Below are 12,803 nucleotides of genomic sequence, written 5' to 3'. Positions count from 1 at the left end.
CGCTGCGGGGTTTTTCTTTGCCGCTATTCGGCTGCGATCTGGATTACCGGCTCCATTCCGGCCAATTGTTCTTCGCTCAGGTGGCATTTGATCTGGTGATTTCCGTCGCGGAATTTCATCGGTGGCACCTCGGTTTCGCAAAGGTTGCCGGGCACCTCCGACTTCCAGCGGCACCGGGTCTGGAACGGACATCCCGGCGGCGGGTTCATCGCCGAAGGAATATCCCCCTCGAGCACGATGTGCTTTTTGGTGACTGAGGTGTCGGCAATCGGCACCGCCGACAACAGCGCCTCGGTATAGGGGTGATAGGGCGGCGAGAACACCTGCTCGGTGGTGCCCAGCTCCACCACATGCCCCAGATACATGACCATGACCCGGTCGCTGAGATAGCGCACGATAGAAAGGTCATGCGAAATGAACAGAAGCGTCGTCTTCTCTTCGCGCTGGATTTCCATCAGCAGATCCGTCACCGCCGCCTGGACCGATACGTCCAGCGCCGATACCGGCTCATCCGCTACGACAATCCGCGCGCCGCCGGAAAAGGCCCGGGCGATCCCGACCCGTTGCTTCTGCCCGCCGGACAGCTGCCGCGGCATCCGGTCAGCAAACTCGCGCGGCAGTTTGACAAGGTCGAGCAGGCTCAGCATCCGCTCCCGGCGCTCAGACTCGTTCTTGCCGATGCCAAAGACTTCCAGCGCACGGATAATCTGGCGGCCGACCTTCATCGACGGATTCAGCGTGTCGAAAGGGTTCTGGAACACCATCTGGATGTCCGAGATCGTCTTGGTGTCCCGCTTTTCGATGGGCACCGATTCGATATTACGATTGTCAAAGATGATCTGTCCGTCGGTGGCTGTTTCAAGCCCCATCAGCACCTTGGCAAAGGTCGACTTGCCACAGCCGGATTCCCCGACGATGGCCAGCGTCTCGGATTCCCGCGCTTCGAAAGACAGGGTTTCATTGGCCTTGACGACTTTGCGCTCGCCGCCGCCGAACAGCGCGTTGGCGGCGACCTCGTAATATTTCCGAAGATCGTCCATCTTCAGGATCACATCCCCGACGTTGCCCTTCTCCTTGACGATGGAATCGGCAATCGGGGCCTGCCAGTCGATCTCCTGAAAACGCAGGCAGCGCGTGTGATGCCGGTCATTCCCGGGCACCGATTCCATCGGGATCGGTCTGGCATCGCAGCGCCCGGCCTGGAAATAATCGCATCGCGGCCCAAAGTTGCAGCCCTTGGGCCGTTCATGGGGAAGGGGGAAGTTGCCCGGAATGGCGACCAGCGGCCGCGCGTTCTTGTCCGCACCCGGCAGCGGGATCGAGCGGAACAGCGCCTGCGTATAGGGATGCTGCATCTCGTCGAAAACGTCATGGATCGAGCCGCGCTCAACCGCTTCGCCGGAATACATCACGCAGATCCGGTCACAGGTCTCAAGCACCAGCCCGAGGTTATGGCTGATGAACAGCATCGACGTCCCGTATTTGCGCCCGAGATCCTTGACCAGCTCGACGATGGCCGCCTCGACCGTCACATCGAGCGCTGTGGTCGGCTCATCGAGGATCAACAGCGCAGGCTCGCTCATCAGCGCCATGGCGATCACGATACGCTGCTGCTGGCCGCCGGAAAGCTGATGCGGGAAACTGTTCAGGATCCGCTCGGGGTCGGGTAGTTTGACATCGGTCACCACCTGCAACGCCCGTGCATAGGCCTCTTTCTGAGACAGGCCCTGATGGATCATCGGCACTTCCATCAACTGCTTGCCGATCCGCATCGCCGGGTTCAGCGAGGCCATCGGCTCCTGATAGATCATCGCGATCTCGCTGCCCCGGATGTCGCGCAACTCTTCCGCGCTCATCTCGCCAAGGTCGCGCCCCTTGAACTTGATCGATCCGCCGACAATCCGGCCGTTGACGCCAAGATCCTGCATGACCCCCAGTGCCACGGTGGACTTGCCGCACCCCGATTCACCGACAAGCCCGACGGCTTCGCCGGGCTGTACCGAGACCGAGAAATCCATGACCGCCGGAATCTCCCGCAGCCGCGTGAAAAAGGAAATCGACAGCTTGTCGATTTCAAGGATCGGGCCGTCATAGTCCCATTTTGCCATGTTCGTCTCCCTGTTGGAGGCTGTTATCAAGCGGCGCGCCTTGCGGCGCATTCCTTTTGTTGTCTGGCACCCGGCCGCCACCGGTGCGAACCACCCGCGGCCGAATGCAAAGGGGGCGGAGCGAGCAGAAACATTCCCTTTTCCTCTTGCCCCAAATACTCAAATTCCGACCTCGCCCGGGGCGCCACGCCGGGCAAAGGCACAGTCGCTCAATCCCGCAGGCTTTCCTCGCGCAACCCATCGGCCAGCAGGTTCAGACCCAGAACAAGGCTCAGCAATGCCAGCGCGGGCGGCAGAGCCGGGTGCAGGTATATCGACAAGAGCTTGCGGCCCTCGTTGATCGTGCTGCCCCAGTCCGGGCTTTCCGGCGGCAGGCCGAGACCAAAGAACCCGAGCGTTCCCAGAAGGATCGTGGTGTAACCGATACGCAGGCAGAAATCGACGATCAGAGGCCCGCGTGCGTTGGGCAGGATCTCCCAGAGCATGATGTACCAAGGACCTTCGCCGCGGGTCTGGGCGGCCGCCACGTAATCGCGGGTCTTGATGTCCATTGCCAGCCCGCGAACGATCCGGAACACTGTGGGCGAGTTTACAAAGACCACCGACACGAAGACCACCAGAATACCGCCCGGAATATCGAAAAGATCGAGGAACCGCGGCAGCACCGCCACCTTGGTCCCTTGCTCCGAAATCAGCGACAGGTACAGCCAGATCATGATGCCCAGAACGATCACCAAAAGCGGCAGCCGGATATGCGGCTGCGTGTGATAGCGCGAATTCAGCAGCACGCCGACAAAGACAATCGGGAAGACGAAAAGCACCGTCGCCATGTAGCTGGGCACCCCGGTCGCCACGATCTCGGGCGTCACCAGCAGATAGAACAGCAGAATCACCGGAAAGGCGAGGATCAGGTTCGCGAGGAAGGACAGGAAGGTGTCCAGCCGCCCCCCGTAATAGCCCGCCGGAAGCCCCAGCGTGATGCCGACCATAAAGGCGAACATGGTCGCCAGCGGCGCGATCTGCACCACGACCCAGGCGCCTTCGATCATGCGCGAAAACACATCCCGCGCGAGGTTGTCGCCCCCCAGAAGGTACCAGGGGTAGTCGCCTTCGTCGCCCATCATGAGCGGCGTTCCAGGGACCTTGTTCTTCATCCCGGAAACCTGTGCCAGCGGGTCATGGGTGACGATCAGGTCAAGCTGGCCGAAAACGCCGGTAAAGACCCAGAACATTACCAGTCCAAAGCCGATCATGCCGATCACGCTGTCGAACAGCTTGCCATACAGCCCCAGCTTGCGCTTGAAGGTGATCGAGACGGCAAAGAGCGCGATCAGGGCGATCCAGACGGGGGTGAGCTGGGCGAGGATGCGCCAGATGATTTCGAATGTGCCGAGAGGTTCCATATTCTCTGCCCTCCCTTCAGGATATTCTGATGCGCGGGTTCAGGTAGACATAGCCGATATCCGATATCAGCTGCGTCATCAGAACCACGAAGACCGACACCACCGAAACGGCGAGCAGCAATTCGATGTCATTATTCCCGGCCGCCTGCACCAGCACCCAGCCGAAACCCTTGTAGTTAAAGAGCGTTTCCACGATGACGACGCCGTTCAGCAGCCAGGGCACCTGAAGCAGGATGACGGTAAAGGGCGCAATCAGCGCATTGCGCAGCGCATGCTTGAGCACGATGTTGGAGAACTTCACCCCCTTGAGTCGGGCGGTACGGATATATTGCGCCGTCATGACCTCTGTCATCGACGCGCGGGTCATCCGGGCGATATAGCCCATCCCGTAAAGCGAAATCGTCAGCACCGGCAAAAAGAAATTCTCGAAATTCGCGTCTTCCATCGCGCTGGTCGCGGTGCCCTTGAACCATTTCAGCCCGACCGCGGATGAGGCAAAGACGGCGATGAAGATCACGCCGGACACGTATTCCGGCGTCGCCGTGGTAATGATCGAGAAGGTCGAGAGCGTGCGGTCGGTTTTTGACCCTTCGCGCATCCCGGCCAGAACGCCGATGACAAGCGCCGAGGGCACCATCAGCACCATGACCCAGAACATCAGCTTTCCGGTCAGGCCCAGCCGGGTCGAGATGATGTCCGAAACTTCTTCTCGGAAAACGGTGGAATAGCCCCAGTCGCCCTGGAGGATGCCGCAGAAACTGGGGGCTTCGGCGGCAATTTCGGGCGTAACCGCACCGGTAAGGCAGCGGCCGGTGATGCCGTCCTTGGTTTCAAGCGTCCAGCCCGGCAGGACGCCCAGCCACTGGCCGTATTTGACAGGCAGCGGTTGAAGATAGCCTTCCTTGGTCAGCCAGCTCGTGACGGCCTCGTCCGACATCCGGAAGTTGCCCTGCGTCTTGGCGAGCTTTTCCAGGTTCGGATACAGGTTCGTCAGAAAGAAAACGATGAATGTCAGGCAAAGCGCCGTCAGGATCATGACGACGGATCTGCGCAGAATGAATAGTCCCATTTTATCCCCTGTTGGTCGGGTCGATCTGTTCCGTTGGCCGGAACAGTTTTGTTTTGCCGTCGTTTTCGACGTCTCGATTGGCCCCGTTCAGGGCGGATAAATCTGTTATTCTCCTGTGTGACAGTGTTGGGGCTTCACCAAAGCGGCAAGCTCGCTCCCGGCTGATAATGTGCGGAAAGCGACCTCGGGCGAACGGACCGGTACGGCAAGGTCGTGGACTTGGGATTTGACAAAGAACGTCAAACACCGCGCACCCGGTTCCGGCACCCCATCGCGGTCGTGAACCTCTTTACCACCATGCCGGTGGAGGTGACTACCTTGGCTTTGAAGGCTGAGTATCCCATCGCCTTATTCGGCACTAGAAGGGCGCTGTCGTCAATCATTGCGATGCCCTTTACGTGGAAAAGTTCTGCAAAGGTGAAGATCGGCGAAGACCAGCGATGTCGTTTTTGGCAGCTCCGCGTGGTTCACGCGACGCGTTTTTTGTTGTCGCGAAGCCCGCTGGGCGTATTGCCGGTATGCTGTTGAATGAACCGGGTAAAATAGGCCGCGCTGCTGAAGCCGAGATATTCGGCGATCTCGCGGATGGCGGCATCGGTATTGTTCAGCAGGCTGCGGGCGCTGTGCAGAATGCGTTCGTTCAGCAGGGCGGCTGCGGTTCGCCCGGTTTCCGCCCGGCAGACGCGGGTCAGGTGCGTCGGCGTAACGCCAAGCGCATTGGCGTGGTCAGCCATGGTCTCGCCGCTGGTGTGTTCCATTACAAGCCGTTGGCTATAGGCGCGCATCAGCCGTGCGGATGCGGTTTCCGGACCGATGTGGGGTGCGTTTTCGGCAAGTTGCCGCCGGAGCCAGATCATCGCCAGTTGCCCATAGGAATCCATCGAGCTGTGCCACAGCGGCCGTTCGGCATTCTGCTCGCGGCTCATCGCTTCGAAGATGGCAGTAAGTTCCGTCTGGGCGGAAACGTCGCGGGCGCGGATGTGTCGCGGGCCCTCGGGCATGGTCATCTCGATCCCCAGAGGCAGCAATATCGCTTGGCCGTAGCCCTGCCGTCCGACATCGAGAGAGACAAGTTGCCGGGCCGGAACGAAGAGGGCGTTATGTGCACCCAGCCCGTGGCGGCGTCCGTCGAACATCGCAACACCCTGTCCGCGCGTCATCCAGATCAGCATGGAATGTGGCCGGTCATGGGCCAACGCCAGTTGCCATGACCCAAGGGGGCAGAGCTGAGCCAGAGTCAGAATTCTGATGGTGCTCGGATCTGGCGGGTACTGGAGCATTTGTTCGGTAATTGCTTGGGTTATTCGGGTTACGTGTGGGTAACCTTTCAGAAATGTTGAGAATTATCAACGGTGTTCGGTTAACGATTTGGGTGGATTTTGGCCCATTGTTTCATTTTCGAGCGAAACCACGTGCGTTGGCGCTTTGCATATTGGCGTGTGGACTGCGTGGCCAGTTCCTTGGCCTCGGTCAGCGGGATTTCGCCATTCAGATGCGCCATAAGCTCGGGAACGCCGATGGCGCGAAATGCGGGGCGGCCGGGATCGTAGCGGTCCTGCATCCGGCGCGCTTCCTCGAGTGCGCCCTGTTCGAGCATCTGGTCAAAGCGTCTATTGATGCGCTGGTTTAGCCAGTCGGTCGGGTTCTCCATGACGAGCGGTACCGTGTCATTTAGCGCGAGGGCAGGGGGTGGTGTCTCCGCCTGCCAGGATCGTAGGGACCGGCCTGTGGCCTGTTCGACTTCCCACGCGCGCTGTACCCGGGCGCGATTGTTCAGATCGATTCCGGATGCTGTTTCCGGGTCGATGTCCTGCACCAGCCGTTCCAGCGTGAGCGTATCGGCTTCCTCCCTGATGGATTTCGGCGTCGCCGGAATATCGGCCATGCCGCGTGTCAGAGTCGAAAAGTAAAGCCCTGTGCCGCCCACGATGATCGGACGTTCCGGGCCGGTTAGAATGGCGCGGATGTCGCGCAGCCAATGCCCGGCGGAATAGGTTTGATCCCACGAGACATGACCATAAAGACGATGGCGCGCGCGGCCTTCTTCTTCGAGCGAGGGGCGCGCGGTTATGATGCGCCAGCAGTCGAAAACCTGGCTCGCGTCGGCATTTACGATCACGCCGCCATCGGTTTCGGCAATCTCCAGCGCCAGTCCCGATTTGCCCGACGCCGTGGGGCCCGCGATCAGGACAGGCCTCTCCGGTGGAATATCCACGGTGCCATCTACCCCCCTGATCCGCATTCTGACGTCCCGATTCCTGATGTCGCTAACAATTACGGGCAGGGTGCATTGAACCTGCCCGCAATTTCAGCCATTTTGCCGGAAATTAACCCCGTGGCCGAGCGGAGCGCAACATGACCCTATCCCAGACATCGAAACAAACGACGGGTGAAACGACCTATGGTCGCGTCATGCTGAAAATCTCGGGCGAGGCCCTGATGGGCGATCAGGGGTTCGGGCTGCATCCGCCAACCGTTCAGCGTATCGCCAAGGAAGTTCAGTCGGTTCAGGAACTGGGCGTCGAGATCTGCATGGTCATCGGCGGCGGCAATATCTTTCGCGGTCTCGCCGGATCGGCGCAGGGAATGGAGCGCACGACGGCGGACTACATGGGCATGCTTGCGACGGTGATGAACGCCCTCGCCATGCAATCGGCGCTTGAAGGGCTGGGCGTTTTCACAAGGGTCATCAGTGCGATCCGCATGGACGAGGTGGCCGAACCCTATATCCGTCGCCGTGCCGTGCGCCACCTTGAGAAGAAACGGGTGTGCATCTTTGCGGCCGGAACCGGCAACCCCTATTTTACCACCGATACGGCAGCCACGCTGCGCGCCAATGAAATGGCCTGCGAGGCGATCTTCAAAGGCACAAAGGTAGACGGCGTCTATGACATGGATCCGGTCAAGCATCCTGAGGCCAAGCGCTATGACGATGTGACCTATGATGACGTGCTGGCGAAACGGCTGGGCGTGATGGACGCCTCGGCGATTGCACTGGCGCGCGACAACAACCTGCCAATCATCGTTTTCAGCCTTGATGAGCCTGGCGGGTTCAAGGGCATCCTGGCCGGAGAAGGCACGTATACGAAAGTTCATAATTAAAGCGACCGGGAGAGGATCATTTCCGGAGACCCGGGCATATCCGGTCTCTATGATCAGTTTCGGCGCGGCCTATACATTCAGCGGCGACTGCGGATATAGAACGCCAGACACGATTTACAGGGAGGGTGCAGCCCATGTCCGACGATTTCATTCTTGATACAGACGATCTCCAGCGCCGCATGGATGGCGCGATGGCGAATCTGCGCACCGAATTTGCCAGCCTGCGCACCGGTCGCGCATCCGCATCGATGCTCGAGCCTGTTCAGGTCGATGCCTACGGCCAGATGACGCCCATCAACCAGGTCGGTACAGTGAACGTGCCCGAGCCGCGCATGGTCACCATTAACGTCTGGGACAAGGGTCTCGTCGGCAAGGTGGAAAAAGCGATCCGCGAATCCGGTCTGGGTATTAACCCGCAGCTGAACGGCACGATCATTATGTTGCCAATTCCGGAATTGAACGAGGAACGGCGCCGCGATCTGACCAAGGTGGCCGGTCAATATGCCGAAGGTGCCCGGGTTGCGGTGCGCAACGTGCGCCGCGACGGCATGGACCAGATCAAGAAGGCCAAGAGCGACGGCATGTCCGAGGATGACCAGAAGTTCTGGGAATCCGAGGTTCAGGATATGACCGACAAGATGATCAAGGCCGTCGACGACGCTCTTGAGAACAAGCAAGCAGAAATCATGCAGGTCTGAGCCATTCTCATGAACAAGTGCCCCGATATCGCAGATACAGGTGGCCCACGTCATGTCGCCATCATCATGGATGGCAATGGCCGCTGGGCGCAGGCGCGCGGTCGCCCGCGTCTGTTCGGCCACCATGCCGGGGCGCGCCGTGTACGCGAGGTTGTCGAGGCCTGCCCGGATCTTGGCGTCAAGTACCTGACGATCTTTGCCTTTTCGACCGAGAACTGGAAGCGAACCCAGGTCGAGGTCGCCGGGTTGATGAGCCTGTTCCGCCGCTACATCTCCAAGGAAACGCGGGCGCTTGATGCGCGTGGCGTGCGGGTCCGTTTCATCGGCGACCGGGTGCGGCTGGATGCCAAGCTGATCGACCTGATGGACCAGCTCGAGGTGCTCACCTCGCACAACGATGGTGTACACCTGACTATCGCGCTGAATTACGGCGGGCGGGATGAGGTGGCACGCGCCACCAAGCGGCTGGCGCAGGACGTGGCCAGCGGGGCGCTCAAACCCGCCGATGTGGATGAGCAGACCCTGCCGCGATATCTCGACACGCATGTCTTGCCGGATCCCGATCTGGTGATCCGCACCAGCGGAGAAGCGCGGATATCGAACTTTCTGCTCTGGCAGTCGGCCTATGCGGAATATGAATTCATCGATACGCTCTGGCCCGATTTCTCGGCCGAAGAGCTTAAACGCCTGTGCGAATCCTATGGCGCGCGGGACCGGCGTTACGGGGCTGTCCGGGCATGACGGCCACGAAATCGCCCTGGAGAGATCTGAGCACGCGTTTGGCCTCGGCCGCCGTCCTGATCGCGGTCACTCTGCTGGCGCTGGAATCCGGCCCGGTGGCATGGACCGTTTTTATCTTTGCCATCTACTGCACGATGATCTGGGAACTTGCGGGCCTGTGCGATCCGCTCTGGCCGATGGGGCGGCGGATTGCAATCGCGGCCCTGCCGATGATTTTTCCGGTCCTCGCGATTGTCGGATTGCTCTTTGCCGAACTGCCGCTGGTCGATGCCTCGTCCGGGGGACCACGCGGCCCAACACTTTTCTTCGCGGGCTACCTTGGTGCAGCCGCAGGACTTGTCGCGCCCTTGCTGGCCGGGTTGTTCTTTCCGTCGCAGGGCAGGCGGCTCTGGCTGTCTTACGGTCTGATCCTCGCTGCCGCCGCGCTATTCTTGGCCTATGCCTATGAAGCATTCGGTACGCGGGGGCTGACGATCCTTGTCAGCATCGTCGTCATCTCTGACACGGCGGGGTATTTCGCCGGCCGGGCGCTTGGTGGGCCCAAGTTCTGGCCGTCTGTGTCGCCGAAGAAGACGTGGTCAGGCACAATCGCTGGCTGGGTTTGCACCGCGATCTTCGGGGCGATCATGCTGCCAACGGCTGGCGTGCCGCCCGCCATTGGCGCGCTGATCGCCTTTGTGATTTGCTTTGCCGCGCAATTGGGTGATATCGCGGAAAGCGCAATGAAACGGCGCGCCGGGGTCAAGGACTCTTCGGCGCTGATCCCCGGACATGGCGGATTTCTCGACCGGATGGACGGTCTTGTCGCGGCAGCCTGCCTTGCCGGTATCATCACGCTTGCCACAGGAGGCTGAGCCATCCCGCGACGTATCTCGATCTTTGGCGCTACCGGTTCCATCGGTCAGAACACGATTGACCTGATCACACGCGCGCCCGAGGCTTATCAGGTTGTGGCGCTGAGCGGTGGACGCAATGTCGAACAGCTGGCCCGGGACGCGATCAAGCTGAAAGCTGAAATCGCCGTAACCGCTTTCGATGAGGAACTCGGAGCGCTGCAATCCGCGCTGGCGGGATCGGGGATTGAAGCCGCTGCCGGACAGCCAGCTTTGCTCGAAGCTGCGAGGCAACCGGCGGACTGGGTCATGTCGGCAATTGTGGGTGCGGCGGGGCTGGCCCCTGGTCTGGCTGCGCTGGAGCAGGGCGCTACACTGGCGCTTGCGAACAAGGAAACGCTGGTCTGTGCCGGCAAACTGGTTCTGGAAACGGCAGAGCGTCACGGCGCCGCGCTCCTCCCCGTCGACAGCGAGCATTCCGCCATCTTCCAAGCCTTGATCGGAGAAGATATCTCGGCCGTTGAAAGAATCGTGATCACCGCGAGCGGCGGTGCCTTTCGCGACTGGCCGATGGACAAACTGCGCGATGCGACCCTGGCCGAGGCCTCGTGTCATCCGAACTGGCAGATGGGGCAGCGCATCACCATCGATTCCGCCTCGATGTTCAACAAGGCGCTGGAAGTTATTGAAACGCGAGAGTTTTTTGGTGTTGAACCGGAACAGATCGAAGTGCTGGTGCACCCTGAATCCATGATCCACGCACTGGTCGGCTTCTGCGACGGGGCTCTCATGGCCCATGTGGGGCCGCCGGACATGCGCCATGCAATCGGGTTTGCGCTCCATCATCCTGAAAGACGCTCTCTGCCGGTCGAACGGCTTGATCTGGCGCGCATCGGCGCGCTTACGTTTCACGAGCCGGATCTTGCACGTTATCCTGCGCTGCGCCTTGCGCGGGACGTCATGCAGCGTGGCGGACTGGCTGGCTGCGTGTTTAACGCGGCGAAAGAACGCAGCCTCGATGCCTTTATCGAAGGCCGTATCGGCTTTCTCGAGATGGCGGCGGTCGTTGAAGACGTTCTGGAGCGTATCGAAGGCGAGCCGGGTCTAATCGATGCCTCGATGACACTTGATAACGTTTTGCAAACTGACCATCTCGCAAGATCATATGCAGACCGCGTTATGGCGGAAAGAGCAGGGTAGGGAATTTGGATATAATCGGCTTCATACCGCAGTTCGGCGGCTTGCTTTACACCTTGCTTGCCTTCGTGGTCGCGCTTTCGGTCATCGTCGCAGTGCACGAATACGGACATTACATTGTCGGTCGCTGGTCCGGGATCCATGCCGAGGTGTTTTCGCTCGGCTTTGGTCCGGTCCTCTTCTCGCGCGTGGACAAGCATGGCACTCGCTGGCAGATCGCAGCACTGCCCTTTGGCGGTTACGTGAAATTTCTGGGCGATTCCAATGCGGCCTCGGGGCGGGACGACGCGGCAATGAAGGAAGCGGCGGAAGACCCGGTCGCCCTGCGCCGAACGATGCACGGGGCGCCACTCTGGGCGCGGGCGGCGACTGTTGCGGCGGGGCCGGTGTTCAACTTTGTCCTCTCGATCCTCGTTTTTACCGGCATTTTCATGATCCGCGGCGTGGTCAGCGACCCGCTGACTGTTGGCGAGATCTATGACATGCCCAATGCGGGCTATGAGCTGCAGGTCGGCGACGAAGTGCTGTCGGTCGGGGGCGTCAGGCCGCCGGACATGGAAGAAGGACCTGACTGGGAGGAATTCCGCAGCCAGTTACCGGCACAGCCGACGCTGGACTATACAGTCCGGCGCGATGGGACCGAAATGACCGTTGATGGGCCGTTCCCTTATCCGCCCCTGATCAGTTCGATTTCGCCGCGTAGCGCTGCGATGGATATAGGTCTTGAAGCAGGCGATGTGATTACCGCGGTCGATGGCGAGCCGGTTTTCGCATTCGATCAACTGAAGAACGCGGTTGAGTCCTCGGACGGACGTGCGCTCCAGATCGATGTATGGCGCGATGGTGAGACGCTTGAATTTGCGCTGGCGCCGCGTCGGACGGACGAGCCGCAGGCCGATGGCGGGTTCGCGACGCACTGGCGGATCGGTGTCGTGAGCTCGATGGCATTCGACCCGGCGACCGAAGCGGCGGGGCCGGTTTCGGCGATACAGGGGGCCGTTTCGCAGACCTACGCGATTGTGACCGGTTCTCTCTCGGGGCTATGGCACATGATTACGGGGGCGATCAGCACCTGCAATATTTCTGGGCCAATCGGTATCGCCGAGACATCCGGCGCGATGGCCAGCCAAGGCGCTCAGAGCTTTATCTGGTTCATCGCGGTGCTTTCGACAGCGGTTGGTCTTCTGAACCTGTTCCCGATTCCGGCGCTGGACGGGGGGCATCTTGTCTTTTACGCCTATGAGGCCGTTGCAGGGAAACCGCCGAGCGACCGGGTCCTGCGTCTGCTGATGAGTCTTGGCATCGCGGCTATTCTTACCCTGATGGTATTCGCGCTGGGTAATGACCTTTTCTGCTGATCGGCGGATCGGTGAATTGCACAACTCTAACGCGTGATTGCCCAATTCTTGCCCCAATCCGGATCTAATTTTCCGGATAACACAGCAAGAGGGAGCAACCGATGCACACGCTAGAAAATTCCTATCGCGGACTATCCTTGGTCATGGCGCTGAACTGGGATCGTTTTCTGTTCATCGGTACGATCGCCTGCGCTCTGGCAGCAGGCGCCTACCTGGGCAGCCTGTAACCCAGACAGGGCCATGGCCCGAAATATGGTATTTTGAGCGGCATCCAGAAAAATCTGGTGCCGCTTT

At 60.2% G+C, this 12,803-nt stretch carries 12 protein-coding genes; 7 read left to right on the top strand and 5 right to left on the bottom strand.

Annotated features, from left to right (window positions below):
• Positions 1-23: 23 nt before the first annotated feature.
• The 5 genes from MF268_RS13825 to miaA all read right to left on the bottom strand — a co-directional run bounded on the left by MF268_RS13825 (position 24) and on the right by miaA (position 6,822).
• A complete protein-coding gene (locus MF268_RS13825; RefSeq protein ID WP_238371447.1) occupies positions 24-2,108 on the bottom strand; it encodes a dipeptide ABC transporter ATP-binding protein in 2,085 nt (694 codons plus the stop codon).
• Positions 2,109-2,317: 209 nt separating this feature from the next.
• A complete protein-coding gene (locus MF268_RS13820) occupies positions 2,318-3,511 on the bottom strand; it encodes an ABC transporter permease (RefSeq protein WP_238371446.1) in 1,194 nt (397 codons plus the stop codon).
• Between the two features lie 16 nt (positions 3,512-3,527).
• On the bottom strand, positions 3,528-4,580 hold the full coding sequence (locus tag MF268_RS13815) for an ABC transporter permease (protein WP_238371445.1): 1,053 nt from the start codon (positions 4,578-4,580) through the stop codon (positions 3,528-3,530).
• A gap of 467 nt (positions 4,581-5,047) precedes the next feature.
• Positions 5,048-5,860 (bottom strand): helix-turn-helix transcriptional regulator, encoded by an 813-nt coding sequence (locus MF268_RS13810; RefSeq protein WP_238371444.1) that lies wholly within the window; start codon positions 5,858-5,860, stop codon positions 5,048-5,050.
• An 80-nt stretch (positions 5,861-5,940) separates the two neighbouring features.
• Positions 5,941-6,822 carry a tRNA (adenosine(37)-N6)-dimethylallyltransferase MiaA gene (gene miaA / locus MF268_RS13805; RefSeq protein WP_238371443.1) on the bottom strand — a complete coding sequence of 294 codons (882 nt, stop codon included), beginning with the start codon at positions 6,820-6,822 and terminating at the stop codon, positions 5,941-5,943.
• Positions 6,823-6,935: 113 nt separating this feature from the next.
• On the opposite strand from miaA, the gene pyrH reads away from it, so the two are divergent.
• From pyrH to MF268_RS25230, 7 genes are all read left to right on the top strand, one after another.
• On the top strand, positions 6,936-7,682 hold the full coding sequence (pyrH, locus tag MF268_RS13800) for a UMP kinase (protein WP_238371442.1): 747 nt from the start codon (positions 6,936-6,938) through the stop codon (positions 7,680-7,682).
• 134 nt (positions 7,683-7,816) lie between these two features.
• Positions 7,817-8,380 (top strand): ribosome recycling factor, encoded by a 564-nt coding sequence (frr, locus tag MF268_RS13795; RefSeq protein ID WP_238371441.1) that lies wholly within the window; start codon positions 7,817-7,819, stop codon positions 8,378-8,380.
• A gap of 9 nt (positions 8,381-8,389) precedes the next feature.
• A complete protein-coding gene (locus MF268_RS13790; RefSeq protein ID WP_238371440.1) occupies positions 8,390-9,121 on the top strand; it encodes an isoprenyl transferase in 732 nt (243 codons plus the stop codon).
• Positions 9,118-9,975 carry a phosphatidate cytidylyltransferase gene (locus MF268_RS13785; RefSeq protein ID WP_238371439.1) on the top strand — a complete coding sequence of 286 codons (858 nt, stop codon included), beginning with the start codon at positions 9,118-9,120 and terminating at the stop codon, positions 9,973-9,975. Before MF268_RS13790 ends, MF268_RS13785 begins: the two co-directional genes overlap by 4 nt.
• A gap of 3 nt (positions 9,976-9,978) precedes the next feature.
• Positions 9,979-11,154, top strand: a complete 1,176-nt coding sequence (dxr, locus tag MF268_RS13780; protein WP_238371552.1) for a 1-deoxy-D-xylulose-5-phosphate reductoisomerase — start codon at positions 9,979-9,981, stop codon at positions 11,152-11,154.
• A 5-nt stretch (positions 11,155-11,159) separates the two neighbouring features.
• On the top strand, positions 11,160-12,509 hold the full coding sequence (rseP, locus tag MF268_RS13775; protein ID WP_238371438.1) for an RIP metalloprotease RseP: 1,350 nt from the start codon (positions 11,160-11,162) through the stop codon (positions 12,507-12,509).
• A gap of 101 nt (positions 12,510-12,610) precedes the next feature.
• Positions 12,611-12,736, top strand: coding sequence for a hypothetical protein (locus tag MF268_RS25230; protein WP_255406498.1), 126 nt, complete (start codon positions 12,611-12,613; stop codon positions 12,734-12,736).
• Positions 12,737-12,803: the final 67 nt, after the last annotated feature.

The organism is Heliomarina baculiformis (assembly GCF_019966545.1).
In the GTDB taxonomy this organism is placed as follows: Bacteria; Pseudomonadota; Alphaproteobacteria; order Rhodobacterales; family Rhodobacteraceae; genus Heliomarina; species Heliomarina baculiformis.
Note: the sequence above shows the minus strand (reverse complement) of the source record. Positions and strands in the feature narration are given on the sequence as shown.

Excerpts from the sequence above, each read along its gene's own strand:
- MF268_RS13820 (WP_238371446.1), bottom strand. The coding sequence starts at position 3,511 with ATGGAACCTCTCGGCACATTCGAAATCATCTGGCGCATCCTCGCCCAG.
- MF268_RS13825 (WP_238371447.1), bottom strand. The coding sequence starts at position 2,108 with ATGGCAAAATGGGACTATGACGGCCCGATCCTTGAAATCGACAAGCTG.
- miaA (WP_238371443.1), bottom strand. The coding sequence starts at position 6,822 with ATGCGGATCAGGGGGGTAGATGGCACCGTGGATATTCCACCGGAGAGG.
- frr (WP_238371441.1), top strand. The coding sequence starts at position 7,817 with ATGTCCGACGATTTCATTCTTGATACAGACGATCTCCAGCGCCGCATG.
- pyrH (WP_238371442.1), top strand. The coding sequence starts at position 6,936 with ATGACCCTATCCCAGACATCGAAACAAACGACGGGTGAAACGACCTAT.
- MF268_RS25230 (WP_255406498.1), top strand. The coding sequence starts at position 12,611 with ATGCACACGCTAGAAAATTCCTATCGCGGACTATCCTTGGTCATGGCG.
- MF268_RS13785 (WP_238371439.1), top strand. The coding sequence starts at position 9,118 with ATGACGGCCACGAAATCGCCCTGGAGAGATCTGAGCACGCGTTTGGCC.
- MF268_RS13815 (WP_238371445.1), bottom strand. The coding sequence starts at position 4,580 with ATGGGACTATTCATTCTGCGCAGATCCGTCGTCATGATCCTGACGGCG.
- MF268_RS13810 (WP_238371444.1), bottom strand. The coding sequence starts at position 5,860 with ATGCTCCAGTACCCGCCAGATCCGAGCACCATCAGAATTCTGACTCTG.
- MF268_RS13790 (WP_238371440.1), top strand. The coding sequence starts at position 8,390 with ATGAACAAGTGCCCCGATATCGCAGATACAGGTGGCCCACGTCATGTC.